20 protein-coding genes are annotated in these 17783 nt (G+C 50.0%); 13 read left to right on the forward strand and 7 right to left on the reverse strand.

The window, feature by feature from the left end; all coding sequences use genetic code 11:
- The first annotated feature begins 861 nt into the window (after nt 1–861).
- Nucleotides 862–1965 (forward strand): 23S rRNA (adenine(2503)-C(2))-methyltransferase RlmN, encoded by a 1104-nt coding sequence (gene rlmN, locus AAH187_RS11295; protein WP_342348579.1) that lies wholly within the window; start codon nt 862–864, stop codon nt 1963–1965.
- Nucleotides 1952–2794 (forward strand): ATP-dependent sacrificial sulfur transferase LarE, encoded by an 843-nt coding sequence (larE, locus tag AAH187_RS11300; protein ID WP_342348562.1) that lies wholly within the window; start codon nt 1952–1954, stop codon nt 2792–2794. The genes rlmN and larE overlap by 14 nt, the downstream gene beginning before the upstream one ends.
- Before the next feature lie 190 nt (nt 2795–2984).
- Here the strand turns inward: larE and atpF are convergent, their stop codons facing one another.
- The 4 genes from atpF to AAH187_RS11320 all read right to left on the reverse strand — a co-directional run bounded on the left by atpF (nt 2985) and on the right by AAH187_RS11320 (nt 4836).
- Nucleotides 2985–3491, reverse strand: a complete 507-nt coding sequence (gene atpF, locus AAH187_RS11305; protein WP_342348563.1) for a F0F1 ATP synthase subunit B — start codon at nt 3489–3491, stop codon at nt 2985–2987.
- Between the two features lie 14 nt (nt 3492–3505).
- The gene (gene atpE / locus AAH187_RS11310; protein ID WP_342348564.1) at nt 3506–3733 is read right to left on the reverse strand and encodes an ATP synthase F0 subunit C; all 228 of its coding nucleotides are present in this window, start codon (nt 3731–3733) and stop codon (nt 3506–3508) included.
- Nucleotides 3734–3805: 72 nt separating this feature from the next.
- Entirely contained in the window at nt 3806–4531 is a 726-nt protein-coding gene (locus tag AAH187_RS11315; protein WP_342348565.1) for a F0F1 ATP synthase subunit A, read from the reverse strand.
- Nucleotides 4532–4554: 23 nt separating this feature from the next.
- A complete protein-coding gene (locus tag AAH187_RS11320; RefSeq protein ID WP_342348566.1) occupies nt 4555–4836 on the reverse strand; it encodes an AtpZ/AtpI family protein in 282 nt (93 codons plus the stop codon).
- A 133-nt stretch (nt 4837–4969) separates the two neighbouring features.
- Here AAH187_RS11320 and AAH187_RS11325 point away from each other — a divergent pair, with 133 nt between their 5' ends.
- Genes AAH187_RS11325 through AAH187_RS11335 form a run of 3 tightly spaced genes read left to right on the forward strand, consistent with a single transcriptional unit; the run spans nt 4970 to nt 7963 of the window.
- Nucleotides 4970–5536 carry a hypothetical protein gene (locus AAH187_RS11325; RefSeq protein ID WP_342348567.1) on the forward strand — a complete coding sequence of 189 codons (567 nt, stop codon included), beginning with the start codon at nt 4970–4972 and terminating at the stop codon, nt 5534–5536.
- A gap of 3 nt (nt 5537–5539) precedes the next feature.
- Nucleotides 5540–7054, forward strand: a complete 1515-nt coding sequence (locus AAH187_RS11330) for an anthranilate synthase component I family protein (protein WP_342348568.1) — start codon at nt 5540–5542, stop codon at nt 7052–7054.
- Nucleotides 7055–7075: 21 nt separating this feature from the next.
- Complete coding sequence (locus AAH187_RS11335) at nt 7076–7963, forward strand: aminotransferase class IV (protein WP_342348569.1); 888 nt, start codon at nt 7076–7078, stop codon at nt 7961–7963.
- Between the two features lie 3 nt (nt 7964–7966).
- Here AAH187_RS11335 and nadB read toward each other — a convergent pair whose 3' ends face one another.
- Both nadB and AAH187_RS11345 read right to left on the reverse strand, forming a co-directional pair.
- Nucleotides 7967–9577 carry an L-aspartate oxidase gene (gene nadB / locus AAH187_RS11340; protein ID WP_342348570.1) on the reverse strand — a complete coding sequence of 537 codons (1611 nt, stop codon included), beginning with the start codon at nt 9575–9577 and terminating at the stop codon, nt 7967–7969.
- 68 nt (nt 9578–9645) lie between these two features.
- Nucleotides 9646–10140, reverse strand: a complete 495-nt coding sequence (locus tag AAH187_RS11345) for a hypothetical protein (protein ID WP_342348571.1) — start codon at nt 10138–10140, stop codon at nt 9646–9648.
- 224 nt (nt 10141–10364) lie between these two features.
- On the opposite strand from AAH187_RS11345, the gene AAH187_RS11350 reads away from it, so the two are divergent.
- The 3 genes from AAH187_RS11350 (at nt 10365) to AAH187_RS11360 (ending at nt 12585) form a co-directional block, all read left to right on the forward strand.
- The gene (locus AAH187_RS11350) at nt 10365–10460 is read left to right on the forward strand and encodes an AURKAIP1/COX24 domain-containing protein (protein ID WP_312644457.1); all 96 of its coding nucleotides are present in this window, start codon (nt 10365–10367) and stop codon (nt 10458–10460) included.
- 32 nt (nt 10461–10492) lie between these two features.
- Nucleotides 10493–10714: a hypothetical protein gene (locus tag AAH187_RS11355; RefSeq protein ID WP_342348580.1), complete on the forward strand. Its 222-nt coding sequence runs from the start codon at nt 10493–10495 to the stop codon at nt 10712–10714.
- 107 nt (nt 10715–10821) lie between these two features.
- Nucleotides 10822–12585: an ABC transporter ATP-binding protein gene (locus tag AAH187_RS11360; protein WP_342348572.1), complete on the forward strand. Its 1764-nt coding sequence runs from the start codon at nt 10822–10824 to the stop codon at nt 12583–12585.
- A gap of 119 nt (nt 12586–12704) precedes the next feature.
- Here the strand turns inward: AAH187_RS11360 and AAH187_RS11365 are convergent, their stop codons facing one another.
- Nucleotides 12705–13370, reverse strand: a complete 666-nt coding sequence (locus tag AAH187_RS11365) for a hypothetical protein (RefSeq protein ID WP_342348573.1) — start codon at nt 13368–13370, stop codon at nt 12705–12707.
- Nucleotides 13371–13732: 362 nt separating this feature from the next.
- Between AAH187_RS11365 and AAH187_RS11370 the strand changes: the two genes are divergently transcribed.
- The 5 genes from AAH187_RS11370 to AAH187_RS11390 form a co-directional block, all read left to right on the forward strand.
- Nucleotides 13733–14401, forward strand: a complete 669-nt coding sequence (locus tag AAH187_RS11370; protein WP_342348574.1) for a methyltransferase domain-containing protein — start codon at nt 13733–13735, stop codon at nt 14399–14401.
- Nucleotides 14402–14546: 145 nt separating this feature from the next.
- Nucleotides 14547–15227 (forward strand): type 1 glutamine amidotransferase, encoded by a 681-nt coding sequence (locus AAH187_RS11375; RefSeq protein ID WP_342348575.1) that lies wholly within the window; start codon nt 14547–14549, stop codon nt 15225–15227.
- A gap of 396 nt (nt 15228–15623) precedes the next feature.
- Nucleotides 15624–16799: an LL-diaminopimelate aminotransferase gene (locus AAH187_RS11380; RefSeq protein WP_342348576.1), complete on the forward strand. Its 1176-nt coding sequence runs from the start codon at nt 15624–15626 to the stop codon at nt 16797–16799.
- Nucleotides 16800–16836: 37 nt separating this feature from the next.
- On the forward strand, nt 16837–17391 hold the full coding sequence (gene folK / locus AAH187_RS11385; protein WP_342348577.1) for a 2-amino-4-hydroxy-6-hydroxymethyldihydropteridine diphosphokinase: 555 nt from the start codon (nt 16837–16839) through the stop codon (nt 17389–17391).
- A gap of 3 nt (nt 17392–17394) precedes the next feature.
- On the forward strand, nt 17395–17783 hold a 389-nt coding region (locus tag AAH187_RS11390), incomplete at its 3' end, for a pantoate--beta-alanine ligase (protein ID WP_342348578.1).

Genomic DNA, 17783 nt, shown 5'->3' on the forward strand with positions numbered 1-17783 from the left:
TCCTCACCTACCTGCTCCCGTTTTTTTTGGAGATCCTTGAGTTTGCGCTCATAGACACTAATGCGCTGTTCCAGCCCATCACTAATATCTTTAAGCTGGTCATTTTGATCCTCCATTTCGCGAACTCCACCATATGTTGAGTCTCATTCTATTCGTGTTTTAAAGCAAAGTCAACAAGCAAGCTTTAAATTTTTGTTATTAAAGGTTGTCTTCAAACAAATATGCAAATTGCGATTGGTTGATTGTAAGTCAATGGTATGTTTGTGAAGTGATCATTGTGAATTTCATCTATGAAAAATGAAAGCCTAAACCTAGTGGTTTATTAATCTATAAATAGAATATTTGGTATATTATTCGTTATTGAAGGAAGTGAATGTGTCTTATTAATTAGGTATTGTATCGTGGTGTGGGCGTTTTGAATGACTGGTTTGATGGTGTTTGGCATTGACCTAAATTGCTACAATAATTGGCAAGAAAGTGGCCGGCTCGTTTTTTGACGAGGATTTACCGTCAGTAGATTTGGTATGGAGCAATTCGTCGTTTAAAGCAGTCCGTGGATGGGAAGACAACAGGTTGTGGTGTAGTACTACCTAGGAAAATGTCTGACTTAGGATGAATCGGCTAAAAAAGTACCTAAGCGGTCAAATTTATTCGTTTTCTTGGACCATAGTCCCACGATGGGACAGTGAAATCGTCATAATCTGGCTTCGCTCAGTCGCCTTTTCGCTCTCGATCACACCAGACAGACAGACTCTAATGGTGAACAGCGTATATTGAGAAAGACTCGAATATTCTTGAGATGGCTTGGGAAGCTAAGGATGTTATGATTGATAAATTATTTGATTATTGGACTTAGACGTGATGACCACAAATATCTCCCCTCTTAATCTCCTTGCCCTCACTGCACATGAACTGAGTGTCTTCATCCAGGAACTCGGTTGGCCACGATATCGGGCCAACCAAATCCTCCGATGGCTCTATCAAAATCGTGTAGTGGCTATTGAGTCGATGACCAACTTGTCAAAGACCGACCGGGCCAGGTTGCAGGAGGTAGCGACTATTCACCGCATGGAATCTCCACCTCCAACGATTGCCAGCGATGGCACAGTAAAGTTTGTGTGGAATTTAGAGGATGGCCTGGCTGTGGAGACGGTATTGATCCCGGATGGCCATCGGCGGACGCTGTGCCTCTCATCCCAAGTCGGCTGCACGCTGGATTGTGGTTTTTGTTTGACGGCCGAGATGGGCCTGAAGCGAAGCTTGCGCGCGCATGAAATTGTCGGGCAGGTGTTGAATGTCCAAGCCTATCTGCCGGAAGGTGAGCATCTGTCTTCACTGGTGTTCATGGGAATGGGAGAGCCGTTGGTGAATTTTGAGCCGGTCGCCGAAGCGATCCAGCGTCTCACCAATATTGAGTGGGGTTTGGGTTTTTCTCCACGACGTATTACGGTGTCCACAGCGGGCTGGGTCCCGCGATTTCCAGATGTGAGACGATTAGGCGTGAATCTGGCCATATCCTTAAATGGCACTACTAATGAGCAACGGGGACAACTGATGCCGGCAGTGAACGGGCGCTATGATTTATTCGAATTGCTCGATGCCTGTCGCCAATATACTCAATTCAGCGAACGCCCTCTGACGTTTGAGTATGTGTTGTTAGCGGGGGTCAATGATTCACTCGATGATGCCAGACGTTTAGTCCGACTTTTAAAGGGGATCCGGTGTAAGGTCAATTTAATCCCCTTTAATGAGTTTCCGGGTAACCCGTTTCGGCGTCCCTCATCAGGGGTGGTTGATGCCTTTCAAGGTATTGTCAGAGATAAAGGCCTGGATGTGTTTCTCCGGAAAAGCCGGGGAGACGATGTGTTGGGGGCTTGCGGCCAATTAGGTCGATCAGCTGCGGAAGTCTTAAATCAGTCGACTACAAACAAGAAAAGGAGTCTCCCTCTCTATGCTCAGCCTTGAACCAACTCTGCAGGGGAAGTATGAAGCCTTGCAAGAGCTCTTTCATCAAATGGGATCGGTGGTGGTCGCGTTTTCTGGAGGGGTCGACAGCACACTAGTATTAAAAGTGGGTTTTGACGTACTCGGAGATCAGGTCAAAGCCGTGACTGCGGTTTCGCCAACATTTCCCGCACTGGAAGTGGAAGAGGTGAAACAATTAAGTACAGCGATCGGCGCGCATTTGCAATTGGTAGAAACGGATCAGTTGCAAATTGAGGCATTTGTCAAAAACGATGCGACCCGATGCTTTCATTGCAAGACGGATTTATACCGGTTGCTTTCCAGTCTTCGGGATGCCGTGGGATTTCATACTATGGTAGACGGGACCAATGTGGATGACTTGGGTGAAGATCGTCCCGGCATTAATGCGGCTCGACAACTCGGTGTGCGGAGTCCCTTAGTCGAAGCGGGACTCAGTAAGGCGGATATTCGGGAATTGGCCAAAGGTTTGGGGCTAGCCAATTGGAATAAGCCGGCCGCCGCCTGTCTGTCTTCACGAATCACCCGTGGCCTCTCGATCACGAAGGCCTATCTCTCCCGGGTAGAGCAGGCCGAGGCCTTTTTGGTTGCTCAAGGGATAACGCAGGTGCGGGTTCGCCTTCACGGCGATTTGGCAAGAATCGAGATTGACCCAACCCAGATGTCGATTTTGACGCAAGAACCGGGCAGGTCCCGTTTAGTGGAGAAATTTAAGAAGCTGGGATTTCAAACGGTCACGCTGGACTTGGAAGGGTATCGGGCCGGAGGAGGGAATCTTGAGGTCAAAAGAGGCTTGAAAAGCATGGCCTGAATTTTGCTAATGGGCCTACCGGGAGTGTTTTAATTATGTACTGTTGTCTGGATGGGTGCAGGGAGGCAATATAAAAAAAGAGGGAAGTGATACTTCCCTCTTTTTTTATGGTGCACGACGTTTTGATGGGAGCGATCTAGGAAAGAATGCCCCATACGCTTGAGGCTATTCCGAGAAAATGGGTAACGACTTAGTTCTTTGCTTGGGCGGCAACTGCTGCCAGAGCTTCTTGTGCAAATCGGCGATGGTCGTCGTCCGATAAGCTTCGACCAATCACCTTCTCGGCAACCAAAAGGGCTAACTCAGCTGATTGGGTCCTGATATCTTGAATGGCCTTCCGCCGCTCACGATCAATGTCTTGCGTCGTTTCCTCTTTAATCCTCTGTGATTCCGCACGAAGCCGTTGCTCATTTTCGTCAAGCAATCGTTGAGCCTGATGCTTGGCCTCTGTCAGGATCGTTTCCACTTCTTTGGCAGCCAACTGGAGCTTGGCCTCGTATTCCTTGAGCTTTCGCTCTGCTGCAACTCGGTTCTGCTCGGCCTGGTCGAGGCTATCTCTGATCTTTCGTTCCCGGGTTTCCATCGTTTCCAGGATCGGTGGCAGGGCGTACTTATAGAGCACCCATAGAAGGATCCCAAATGACAGGAGTTCCCAGAATATCAGTGACGAAAAGAAATGTGAGTCAAATTGTGGCATAGGTCAGGCGCCCTTTATCCTTTGCCCATGATGATAAAGGCGATGACCAGTCCGTAAAGCGCGATGGCTTCGACCAAGGCGAACCCGATCCACATATACTTGCCGACGCGGGCTTCTGCCTCTGGTTGACGGGCAACCGCCTCAATCATTTTTCCAAAAATATACCCGATGCCAATCCCAGCCCCCGCAAAGCCAGAGGCCGCTAAGCCCATTCCCAAAAGTGCTGCTGCTGCAGAATCCATTGTAGTGTTGTCCTCCCAGTTTAAAAGGGAATAATGGTTAAGTGTTCTCTTATCGTTTCGTTCGAGCGTGAGTTAATGCATATGCATCGCGTCGCCAATGTAGACGCAGGTTAAAACCGTAAAAATATAGGCTTGAATAAAGGCAATCCCGACTTCTAAGCCATAGAGTGCAATGGTAAATGAAAATGGCAGCCACCCGATCATAAGGCCGCCTGCAATGGTAAGGCCGAACAACACGCCAAGAATGACATGCCCGGCAGTCATATTGGCAAATAATCTGACGGCCAGAGATATCGGTCTAGCCAATTGGCTGATTAATTCAATGGGAATCATAAGGGGAAGTAGCCATCCCGGTGTGCCGGGAGGAACAAGGATGCCAAAGAATTTTGTGCCATGGAGTTGGAATCCTATGATCAGACTGAGTAGATAGACGCCTACAGCAAACACCCCGGTCACAATAATTTGGCTGGTAATCGTATAGGATCCAGGTATGAGACCGACCAGGTTCGAAAATAAGATAAACAAAAAGAGGGCACTGATGAGGGGGAAATATCGCATGCCGGAGGCCCCCATCGTGTCGTGGATAATCCCGCGAATGAAGTCGACCAGCAACTCCCCAAGGCTTTGGAGTTTAGAAGGCACCAGTGCCCTGGCACTACCCGCTTTCATTAATAGGAGCGTAACAAGCCCCACCACCACCCACATCATCAAGACGGCCTTATTGACAGAAACGTCAAGACCGAAAAGGGAAAGCGGGAGAAAGTTATGAAGCTCGAAGGGATGTAACGGATCTTCCAAAACTAAACCTTGTGATTAGTGACTCATTGTTTCCAACGCTGAGCTGCCCGATAGGCATTGCGAACCCCAGCGATTAATCCCAGTACCAGTCCTAACGCCACACCCCACGGTGCGGTCTCCAACACATACGAATCAATTAACCAACCAAGGAATCCACCGACGATAAGGGCGGCAAGAAGGTCCGTCCCCACTCGCATTGCCTGTCCCAGCCCCGCAAACATTGGATCCTGAGAAGGTGCCATTTTTTCATTCGGCAAGGCGAGTCGTTGGAAGGGGACACATTCAAGCAAAAAATCACGAATCATGTCAAGCAACAAAGGTCCCATTTTTCAATATCGGTATGGTAAGGTATGCCTAGTTAAGACGGAGGATCATGAAGTCCCTTTGCTGGTTCAGTCCCTGTTCTTATATTAAACCGACATTACGATGAAACATTTGGTGTCACTACTGGTCCTGGCGATTGCAACGAGTGTGAGTCCTGCGTGGGCCACTTCGTACGGGGTTGATGATTTGCCGGATTTAACGGGTGGTGTGGTGCCTGTTGTTCAATATAAGCAGCTCGACCCCTTCTCTGGAAACGATATATTAACGTCAGTGAGTGAAGTTGAATATACGGTGAAGGTCAAAAACCAAACGGGCGATCCGTTAATTGCAGATTCCTTGATCCTGGTAGTGGATTCTGTTCTGGAAATTTCTGGGAAAGAGATCTCCAACAGAATCAAAATCGAAGGATCCGATGGGATGACCGGGGATGGAAAACATTTTTTCAGGATTCCCAGTCAACGTAAGGATCTTCCACCCTATGGGGAGAGTGAGACGGTCACTATACGGGTGACAAATCCTGATTTTCTTCGATTTTATCCACCTGGTGTACGGGTTCGCGGGATCCGACGCTCCTCTGAAAAAGCCGCCAAAGATCTGCTCGATAACCTGGTGCAAGAGGGATTATTGTCTCCCGAAGACGCCACGCGGGCGTTAGAAAATCCTTCATCAGGTAGTCCTTAACCCTTGTCCGCCATTCCCAAGCCCAAGCATGCCGAACGAGGAGCTCATGCCTCGCTTCATTCGACTTCGTGTTTTCCCCTTATTCAGCATTGTTCCCCTGCTTTTGATGATCCCTTTGACCTCTTTGGCCGGGTGACCAGTTATGCTCCGCATTCATTTTTCATGGAGCATGACGCCGTTCAAGAAGGGGTGGCGCGCCGTTTTTCTTATTTGGGCTGCGATCCCTATCGTGTGGTCAGGGGGAAGGGGCACACGTACGAAACGGTTTCGGTAGATAAGAAAGAAAAGCACATCGGAGATCCATTCGCGTTGTTGCAGCGTACCTTCGTGGGGAAGACTGCCGGTTCGGGGCAGCAATTTCCGCCGTTCCAGGGAGGAGCGATTGGCTGTTTCAGCTACGACCTTGCCCGTATGTTTGAGGTTCTACCTGAGCGCCTGCAGGATGATCTGCATTTTCCTGATCTGTACTTTCTGTTTGTCGAGATCTTTGTGGTAGTGGATCATCAGGCTCCGGGGGCCTGGCTGGTCTTTGCGCCTTCACCAGAGCGATTGGCCGGTGAAAGCTGGGATCACTTATCTCGCGAAGGACAGGCACGCCTGTCTGATCTGCAAGCCAAAGTGATGATCCCTGAGACTCTTCCAACGAGGATACCCTCCGCTAGGTCCTCACTTCGCATAGAGGGTGAGCAATCGTCTTTGGAGTATATGGATCGCGTGCGTGCCTGCAAGCACTTCATTGCTGCCGGAGACATTTATCAGGCTAATCTCTCTCATCGATTCCGTGTTGAGGGAGTGACTCATGGTTTTGCAAGCCAAGCCGAAGCCGGAGCCGACGTATATCGGCAATTGCGGAAGGTCAATCCCTCTCCCCATTCGGCCTTCATCGTGTTGGAGTCTGATGTCATTGTATGTAATTCCCCGGAGCGATTAGTACGGCTTTCAGGGGGGTGTGCGGATATGCGTCCTATCGCGGGCACCAGGTCTCGGGACATAGAACCTCAGGTTGATCGACGGTTGGCGGAAGATCTGTTGTCTTGTCCCAAGGAACGGGCGGAGCATCTCATGTTGGTTGATTTGGCTCGAAATGACCTGGGGCGGGTGTGCGACTATGGGTCCGTCCGGGTCAATGAGTTGATGATCGTGGAACGATATTCACATGTCATGCATATGGTCTCCCAGATTTCAGGTCGGTTGCGGGACTCCTCCAATGGGTTCGACCTCATTCGAGCCGCGTTTCCAGGAGGGACGATTACCGGAGTGCCTAAAGTCCATTGCATGGAACTCATCGAACAGCTTGAGCCCGTTCGTCGGGGAATTTACACCGGGTCGATTGGGTTTATTGGGTGGAACGGGAATCTTGACTTGAATATTGCCATTCGCACCTTGTGGCTCACGGCAGGACAGGGATATCTTCAGGTGGGAGCGGGGATTGTGGCTGATTCCGACCCTGAACGGGAATATAAGGAAACGCTCCAAAAAGCCGAAGCTTTTTTTCAGGTTCTGAAAGGGAACCACTGACGACGAAACGGGTATAAGAAGATGTGGATCTTTCTCAACGATCAATTTGTGAAAAAAGAACAGGCTCGAATTTCGGTTTTTGACCATGGGTTTTTATATGGGGACGGTGTCTACGAAACCCTCCGCGTCTACCAGGGGAGAATTTTTTTATTGGAACGGCATTTGGCACGACTTCGACGATCCTGTGATCTGATCGGCCTGGTTCTTCCAATCCAGGATGAGACTTGGGAGGCCATCATGACCGAAATGTTGATTCGAAATGAACTTGAGGATGCCAATCTCCGCGTCACGATTTCTCGAGGAGAAGGGGAGCTCGGGATTGACCCTGGTCTTTGTCCCCGCCCGACAGTTGTCGTAATGGCGAGGTCTGTGGTGTCCTATCCTGCCCAAATGCGAGAGCAGGGAGTCAGGGTGCAACTCGTCTCAGTTCGACGGAATCCAGAATCTGCCCAATCCCCTCAAATTAAGTCGCTGAGTTTTCTCAACAATATTCTGGCCAAGCAGGAAGCCTTACAGGCGGGAGCGTTTGATGCCCTGATGTTGAATATGGATGGTCATGTGACGGAATGTACGACGAGCAATATCTTTTTTGTAGCCAACCACCGGTTGCATACTCCATCTGTTGCATGTGGAATTCTAGAGGGGATTACTCGAGAAGTGGTGATCGCCTTAGCCAGGGATTTGAAAATTGACGTGGAAGAAGGGGCGTATTCGCCCGTGGACGTGCTTCATGCGGATGAGTGCTTTATGACGAACACAGGCCTGGAAGTGATGGCGGTCTCGAAAATTGGGGAAGATGCTATTGGCCAAGAAAGATGTGGGACTATCACCATGGCATTATGGAAGGCTTTCCAGGAAAATTTGGAAAGATGGTTGGGGCCGGTTGTCACCCGCCCTCAATCGTCATAAATTTCAATGCCGTGTGGTTTTTTGTGTATTCTTCTTGGTAACCGCAGTGGGTTTGGCATCATTGTCCTGTTGACACCGGCTATGAGTTTTCCAGGCTAATCCTTTATGGAACGGGAAATCTTCACGGAAATGGGCTCCCACGCTATTGCCTCGCCAAAGTGCAGCTTCCGTAATGCATTGTCCAACCAGAACCATATTCCGTGTTTCTAATCCTGGCCGGCTCCACGGAGCAGCCGACAGCTTTTGCGACCACTGCTGAATCTGATCGAAGGTTTTCTTTAATGAGTTCCCCGTTCGCACCAATCCGACTTTAGACCACATCAGACGCCGTAAAGAATTTCTGATTTTTTCCACATCTTGAGTGGACATCTTCCGGCCGCTGGGTTTTCGGAAGAGCGGAGAATTTGAAAAGTCCGGGCAGGAGCTGATCGTCGAACAAGCGGAAGCGGCTTGGGCTGCCCGATACCCAAAGACCAGACCTTCCAGCAAAGAATTACTCGCGAGTCGATTGGCGCCGTGCACTCCGGAGCAGGCCACTTCTCCTGCCGCAAACAGGCCTGGGATGGTGGAGGCTCCATCCAGATCGGTTTTGACGCCCCCCATAAAATAATGAGCACTGGGGGAAACAGGGATCCATTCCTCTGTGATGTCAATATCGTATCGTAAACAGGTCGAGTAGATGGTGGGAAACCGTTCTTTCAAAAATGTTGCCCCCAAATGAGTCACATCTAAATAGACATGGCGAGCTTTAGTTCGTTGCATTTCCGTCCAGATCGCCCGTGAGACAATGTCCCTTGGTGCGAGTTCCTGGCTCCGATGATAGTTTTTCATGAATCGTTCGCAGCGATTATTGCGTAAAATCCCTCCTTCTCCTCGTAGGGTTTCGGATAGCAGAAAAGGAGGACTGGACGGGAGATACAGGGCGGTTGGATGAAATTGGACGAATTCCATATCCTCCAGAATGGCACCCGCCCGATAAGCCATGGCAATGCCATCTCCGGTCGCATTGGCCGGATTGGTGGTTCGAGCATAGATCTGCCCGGCCCCCCCTGTCACTAAAAGCGTGGCGGGAGCACAGACGATCTTAAGAGTCCCACTCAATTCATCAATGATTAATGCTCCCCGGCATCGTCCGTCCTGGATGCACAACTCAACCGCAATATGATTGCCCATCCATGTCAGATTTTTCAGGGTTTGGGCTTTGACGCTGAGTGCACGAACCATTTCGCTGCCAGTGGCATCCCCTCCGGCTCGTAACACTCGATGACGACTGTGGGCTCCTTCCCGGGTGAACGCCAGTTTGCCATTCACCGTGTCAAATTTCGCTCCCCATTCGATCAATTCATGAATACGGGATGGGCCTTCTTCAACGAGTATTTTGGTGGCTGGCCGCGAACAGAGTTGATGGCCGGCTTTCAGGGTATCTGCCAAATGGAGAACAACGTCATCTTCTTCGCTGAGCGCGACCGCTACGCCTCCTTGGGCGTAAAAAGAATTATTGTCCTGGGGCCCACCTTTGGCGACCATGGTGACTCGACCATATCGACTCAATTCAATTGCGGCTCGAAGGCCTGCCACCCCCGCGCCTAAAATCAGGAAATCCGTGGAAATCACGTGAGAGGAATGGTGTGATACGACAGCGGAAGGCATGGAAATGAGTGGAGCAGTGAAAAAGTTGATGGTTAAGAAGAAAAATTGAGACGGCGTGTCATGTCAAAGGGCAGGTCACCTTCAATCCCCCGGAGGAGGATGACTTGATTGCCACTCCACAGCAGGATCCCATGACCGCTGGCTTGAGCGGAAGCTTCCTGTGGAGTGCGTTCCCAGTCGCCTTGCCAGGAGACAAAGGCCGAAATGCGATCTCCATCAATCACCATGCGATCGATGGTCAGGTCCAGCCGAATAGTGGAAAACATGTCGAAGTCTTCTCGAACCTTGGCTTCTAAGAGGTCAAGATTTTCAAGAGGAAGAAGTAATTCCTGGAAGGCTGCGGCATCCTGATTGACATAGGCTTTTTCCAGTGTTTTGATAGCTTGCACCACTCGTTGGAATCGGGCGTGATCCTCAGGATATTTAGGGGCTTTTTTCGAACATCCTGATCCTACGATGGAAATAAGGATCGGAAAGGTTATCAATAGCACAAAAAAATGTTTGTTCAAGAATCGAAGTAGAATCATGAAATTCTATAATGAAGAAGGATGCTGGAAGGGGTCAAGAGAATTTATCGAAAGTAGATGATTATTGTGTGAAGGAACAGGTATGATGCAGATGGTGTCCTTGACACCTTTCCTGACCCTATGATAGGTAGTCAGCCGGCAGTGTGGGACGTGTTTGCCCAATTCGGGGAAAGACCTCTCCGAAGCAAGATAGCAGTATCGAATTCACCCAGGAATGTACCTTTATGTCCAGTGTTGTCAAAAAGCGGAGGAAGAAAATGCGCAAGCATAAACATAAAAAACTCCTTCGCCGAATGAAGTTTGCCAAACGTCGTAATTAGTTTCCATAGGCGGGATGGTCAAGGGCTTGAATATGACCCAGGGGAAAAAAACTCGTATTCGGGTCCGCTCCTCCTTGTCGTCATATGTCGGAGATCTCTTAATCCCGCCTATGCGAAATAGAATTTCAGATGTGTTAAATGATGAGTCTGTCCTGTTTATTAACTTAACGGATGTGCTGATCAATGACACTGAACATTCTGCGTTTGTGGCTTTAAATAAAAATCAAATCGAATCGGTTATTCAACTCGACTAGCCGTCATTTCGCCATTTCTCTCGCCTTGTCGCACCCTCCGTTTGTGAATTGGTGACGTCGCATTCTTATTCTAAACAAATTTAAGCACCTGTTCGTGTAAGGCCATTATGAACTATCTGTCCCGATTTATTCCCTTTCTCCGTCCCTATCTGTTGACCATGGTCGGTGCGGGGGTTTTGGTGATGGGTGTCGCGGCCTGCAATTTGCTACTCATCCGGTTGGGCGGCACGCTGTGGGATCTTATTACAGTTCAACGGGACTTGCCGAAATTGACAAGCATGGTGTGGGTTTTTGTCGGGTTGGTGATCGGCCAGGGCCTGTTATCCATGGTTCATAGTTATTTGACCGCGCTGGCTTCTCAGCATGTGATGGCTGATTTTCGTACCCACGTCTTCTCTCATCTTCATCGGTTATCACTGAATTTCTTCGCGAAACGGCGAACTGGAGAGTTGATTTCCCGATTGATGAATGATGTCGGGGTGATTCAGAATTTGTTAACTGAGACCCCGATGGATGCCCTCAAGCATCTTGTGACCATCATTGGGGGCGTGGGATTTCTTTTGGTGATGAATTGGCGGTTGTGTCTCTTGATACTCATTATCTTGCCTTTGCTGGCCATTGTCGCCAGGACGTTCGGGAAGCGGTTGAAAGTCTTATCGATGCAAATTCAGGATCAAACCGCCCATGTCACCACGTTGATAGAAGAAGTGGTGTCAGGCATTCGTGTAGTCAAATCGTTTGTCCAGGGTAAACGGGAGGATGCACGGTTTCGTTCAGCCGTAGAGACCTTATTAGCGACCACCATGAAACGGACCGCGGTGTTGGCCGTGTTTGTTCCCGTCATCACCTTCTGTACGTTTGTGATGGCGATTGGCGTCTTATGGTATGGGGGCAAACAGGTCATTGAAGGCCAGCTATCCCCTGGGGAATTATTTGCGTTTGTTCTATTTGCGGGGATTTTAATTGGCCCATTCGGGTCAGCAGCCCGAATGTTCTCTCAGGTAAAGGAAGTGCAAGGAGCGATGACGCGGGTGTTTGAGCTCCTGGATACCCCATTGGAAATCCAAGATAGTCCGATGGCAAAGGCCTTAACGCCCATTCACGGGCAGGTGCAGTTTGATCACGTGCAATTTAGCTATGAGGGCCGGCCCCCTGTCTTGGATGCCGTATCTTTCTCGATTCAGGCCGGGGAATGTGTGGCCCTGGTGGGACCAACCGGAGCCGGGAAAACGACTATTGTGAATTTACTGCATCGTTTTTATGACCCAACCGCAGGCCGGGTGCTTATCGATGGGCATGACCTCACCTCCATTCAAGTGGATAGTTTGTACCAACAGTTGGCGCTTGTGCCGCAGGAAACCCTGCTTTTTGGTGGAACGATCGCAGACAATATCCGGTATGGTCGAGCAGACGCTCCTGAATCGGACATGATTGAGGCTAGTCGCCGAGCCAATGCGCATGAATTTATTCAGTCGCTTCCTGATGGCTATGGCACAATTCTCGGTGAAAAAGGGATTAATCTCTCTGGAGGGCAGCGGCAGCGTATCGCCATTGCCAGGGCGCTACTCAAAGACCCGAGAATTTTGATTCTGGATGAAGCCACCTCAGCATTGGATAGCCAGTCGGAATCGTTGGTGCAGTCAGCGTTAACGGAACTGATGAAGGGCCGTACCACGCTGATGATCGCGCATCGTTTTTCCTCCATTCAGCGGGCAGATCGAATTCTCGTATTGCATAAAGGCACGATTGTGGAAGAAGGACAGCACGAAGAACTGCTTGCCAAGCGGGGGCTCTACCATCACCTCTATACACTAAGAGAGGTCGAGGGAATAGCGGAGCGTATGGAGGTCTCAGAACAACCCTTGCCATAATAGAGGGTCATTAGAGCCGGAAGGAAAACTAGAGAAAACCAGGTCTCCGTCCTAAGCTCAATGAGACGGGATCGTGTGCGCGTGGGAATCTGTACACCCGGTTCTCATAAAAAATCGGGTTAATGAATTTTAGAGAAGTCGGCTGGTATGTTGATCAGTCTGCCATCAGGAAAGAACACGGCGAGGGTTCCAGGAGCTAGTGGATCGAAGTCGGCATAGGCAAAGCGTGCTGTAAACCTTGACCGAAAGCTGACGGTATCTCCTGGATTCTTTCGGCCACGCTCAGGAGGGCCAATATCCACCGGGCGAATCGTCGTTGAGCCTTGCTGTAGAGCAATCTCTGCTCCTTCCGCAAAGAACTCATCTTCTCCGCATAAGCGAATTTCAACTTCCAGGTAGGGCATTTCCAGAATCTCCTGGATTTTGGTCTCTGGCATACGAATGTCTTGTTTCTGGCGTTTGGATTCTGCCGCTTCGCGCCGGCCAAAGTATTCCAACCAATAGAGGCGTGTTCTTAATATGGCATGTGCCCCACAGGGTTCCACTTCCGGGTCAGCGCCGACCCGAACTGCACGCTCCGAGGCTTTCATCACCGTAGCCACATCCTCTACTGAATCGGCTTGTTCCATGGTTTTGCGACCAGCGGCCATCGCCTTATTGGCTTGATCCAATGTGATGGACAGATCAATCGCGGAGGAGATGGATGGGTGAGTCCCCACACCGATCATCGTGACGGCGAAGATAGTAAGCGGGAGACGGATGTATGAAGACAGCGATGAAACCATATGCATTCTCCTTGGCACTTTCACGGCATGACTCAGGATGAATGTCGGAATTGTAGAGGACACCTTAAGTCTTTGCAATCCCTGTCGCATGTGCGGCTTGAGAGGGATCATGTCTACACAAATGCACATGTTGGGAGGGTGGGAGAAACTGGAAAAGTGATTTGTAGTTGACTCCCTCATGCCGCTCCGGTAGATTAGCGGCCTGTTTGGTTTATTATATCGGTGGACCGTCCCCCTACGGCACCAGTTATTTGGGGTTCTCGCCTCAGGTAAGCAATCCCTTATTACACGGAATAAATGTTCAACGTCAATTTCCCTTGAAGGGGTGTGGATTGCGAAGGACACCACCATTTGGAGATACAATGAATCTTGAGAAAGTTGAGCGTGTATACAGTGCGTATGCATCTGTTTATGACCATACGTTTGGTAAAGTCTTTCAGCAATCCCGCGAGTCGGCGGTGCGAGGCCTTCCTATTGAGCCTGGGCATCGGGTTCTCGAGGTCGGCGTAGGAACCGGAGAGGCGCTCCCTCTTTATCCCTCCTGTTGCGAAGTCCTTGGTATTGACCTTTCAGATGGCATGTTGGAACATGCTCGGCGTCGGGTCCTGGAACACCGCTTGGATCATGTGACCCTTAAGAGAATGGATGCCGGGAAAATGGACCTTCCGGATAATCACTATGATATTGTGATGGCGGCCTACGTCGTCACGGCCGTTCCTGATTATCGAAGTGTGGTGGACGAAATGATTCGAGTGTGTAAACCCGGCGGGCGGATCATTATGCTGAACCACTTTAGTAATGGGAATAAAGTAATTGCGGCGGTAGAAAAATGGATTTCTCCCCTCTGTAAGCATATTGGATTCAGAACCGATCTGGCATTGCACACGGTCTTGGAAGGCACGTGTCTGATGGTGGTCAATAAAAAGAAAGTGAATCCCTTACGGTTCTGGCATTTAGTGGAATGCGTGAATAAGAAGAATGGTCAACAGTCTTTGTTCACAAATGGTTTTGCGTTGAATGGACAATCTTAGACCTCTCCCCCCATTCTCGCCCTGTCCTGCCTCTCCTTATCCCCTGACCTATTTCACTATTCCCTGGTGAGCCAGGTGACAAGGGGTGTGTCTTTTCCCTCGTGGAATAGCTCCTTGCTTTAAACCAACCCCCAACGCTGATTCTATGAAGGTTGCCCTCTGCCTCCAGCATGTCTTGTTTGAAGGCCCTGGTGTATTTCGTCGGGCTCTCGAAACTCGCGGGTATACTGTCAGAAATGTTGTTGTGCCTGCTGAAGGATTGCCTGCAGATTCAGGGGATTTTCTCCTCATCATGGGAGGCCCGATGTCCGTTAATGATAGTGATCCGTGGGTTGAGGCCGAACTTCAATTTGTCAAAATGGCTCTAGCGCGGGAAATTCCTATTCTGGGCATTTGTTTCGGAGCGCAGTTGCTGGCTAAAGCATTGGGTGGTTCGGTGGCACCGGGGCCGAAGTTTGAACTTGGCATGGGCGCCGTGTCTCTCACCGACATGGGAAAGATCGATCCCATCTTGAGTGCCATGCCCCAGGACTTTCTCGTGTTTCAATGGCATGGAGAAGGGATCACTCTTCCGCCTGGAAGCGCGCATCTGGTGACTTCCGCTGATTTTCCAGTTCAGGCATTCCGGATGGCGGATCGTACCTATGGCCTCCTGTTTCATCTCGAATTGGAGGAAGCGGACATGGGAGCCTTATGCCGTGAATGTCCTCAAGATCTTCAACGCGGTGGGATGACACCGGAGTCAATCCAAGCCAGGTCGCGACCTCACCTACCCGGGCTTCATCAATTGGCTGATCGCTTCATTGACCATTTGATTCGGACATGATGCCTCCTGCCTTTTGATTTATATTCCCATTTCCCGATTCGAAATGATTCTTTCCTGGACGGTACCGTAACGGGTTCCATCTTTGGTACCGTAGTGAGTTCATATTCACCGGTTTCTGGAAGGGAATGTTGAAAAAGTCCGTCAGCGCGTACCCTGCATTCGCCGGAGCGGCTTCGCGCAGGCAGGTCGGCCCTTTGTCGTGCTCACGTACTCGCTCGTACGCTCCGCTCGCCAAAGCGCCTGCGGCCTTTCCTTCGAGAAGTCTCAGGATAAGACTGGACGGGCCTTTTTGAACTCTCCCTCATTGCTTTAGATTGTCATTACATAAAAATGGCAAGATGAAAAATTAGTGAAAATCTGAATTATTCAACAGTGCCTGTAAAGGAGAACGAATTCATGGCAGGGTTTCCTATTCAATATGCAGAAAGAATCCGCACGCTTCCCCCCTATTTATTCGCCGCTATCGATGATATGAAGCGCAAGGCCATCGAGCGGGGCATGGATATCATCAATTTAGGTATTGGTGATCCTGATTTGCCGACACCCGAACCGATCATTGAAGCATTGCGACGTGCCGCAGGAAATCCCAAGCACCATCAGTACCCGTCGTATGATGGCATGTTGTCATTTCGGACTGCGGTGGCTGATTGGTATCAACGTCGGTTTGGCGTGACCTTGGATCCCAAAACAGAAGTGGTGACATTGATCGGGTCGAAAGAAGGGATCGGCCATGTTCCGTTAGCCTTTATCGACCCGGGAGATATCGTGTTGGTTCCCAGTCCAGGATATCCGGTGTACCCGGTTGCTACCAGTTTTGCCGGGGGGATTGCTTACCCCATGCCATTGACGAAAGAGAATGGGTTCTTGCCGGATCTGTCTGCCATTCCCAAGGATATTGCCCGAAAAGCCAAGATGATGTTTCTCAACTCTCCGAATAATCCTACGTCGGTGGTGGCCAGTAAAGAATTTTTCAAGAAGGTGGTGGAGTTTGCGCAAGAGCACCACATTATTGTTTGCCATGACGCCGCCTATTCCGAAATTTATTATGACGGCAAACGGCCAGCGAGCTTTTTAGAAGCCGCGGGGGCAACAGACGTGGGGGTGGAATTCCACTCGCTGTCAAAAACGTACAATATGACTGGCTGGCGCATCGGGTTCGCCGTTGGGCGAAAAGAAGTCATCGCCGGTCTTGGGAAAGTTAAAACTAATATTGATTCCGGTGTGTTTCAAGCGATCCAGGAAGCAGGCATTACGGCATTGCAACTAGATGATTCGGTGACAGAAGGTTTACGAACGATTTATCAAGAACGGCGGGATGTCCTGGTGCCAGGCTTGAAAACAATGGGTTTGGAACTGGATTCGCCTCCGGCGGCGTTTTACGTCTGGATCGGTGTGCCGAAGGGATTTACCTCGGCGTCTTTCACGGCGCATCTCATTGAGAAAGCGGGAATTGTGACGACCCCTGGCAATGGGTTTGGCGATCCCGGAGAAGGCTATATCCGGATGACAGTCACGACGACAAAAGATAAATTGGCAGAAGCGGTGGAACGCATGAAAAAAATCGGCTGGTAGATCATTATTCATTTTTGCGTCTCTGTGAAAAAACGAAATGGCTCAAGAAATCGTGTTTGTCGGTTTTGGCTCCAACGTCGGAGATCGCCAGGAATTGTGTGACCGGGCTGTGGCTTTGATGAACCTGCTCCCTCGTTCTTGTGTCACCGGGGTATCCTCCTATTTTGAATCTGAACCCATCGATCCTCAGGGAATCTTGGGATCTACCTGGTTTTATAATGGTGTGGTGAAGTTGGAGACCTCACTCAGTTCTCAACGACTGTTGGACATCCTGCAAGAGACCGAACGAGCGTTGGGTCGTAATGAAGACAACCGGTGCGGCCCCCGCACGATGGATTTTGATATTATATTTTTTGGCCAACAGGTGATTGAGCAGCCAGGACTCACTATTCCTCATCCACGTCTTCATCAACGACGATTTGTCCTGGAACCGCTTGTGGAATTAGATCCTGATTGGAATCATCCCGTGTTTCACCGTTCGGTGAAAGAATTGCTGGAATCTCTTGCAGATACCAGTGTGGTCAACAAGTTGGATGTGATACCGGGGGCGAAGTATGGTTCCCGGCCGGCCTGCTCGGGGCCTTCAGCCTGATCTATGCGCGTCATCCATTCTGTTCGAAATCTGCATAGCTGGAGAAACAAGCAGGAGTTGTTGGAAGGCCCGATTGGGTTTGTCCCGACGATGGGCGCCTTGCATGACGGCCACCTGTCGTTAATACAACGGGCCCGGAAGCACTGTAGGACCGTCGTCGTCAGTGTTTTTGTGAATCCGCTCCAGTTTGGAGAGGCTGAAGATTTAGGCCGCTATCCTCGGAGTTTTCACGCCGATCGGCGCTTGTGTCAGGAGGCGGGTGTCGATCTCCTCTTTGCTCCTCCTCCGGAAGAATTCTATCCAGCAAATTTTCAAACAACCGTGACGGTAAATCGTCTCACGCAACGCTGGGAGGGGGAAGCACGACCCACCCACTTTCAAGGGGTCACGAC

This window comes from uncultured Nitrospira sp., from assembly GCA_902500695.1.
Lineage (GTDB): Bacteria > Nitrospirota > Nitrospiria > Nitrospirales > UBA8639 > Nitrospira_E.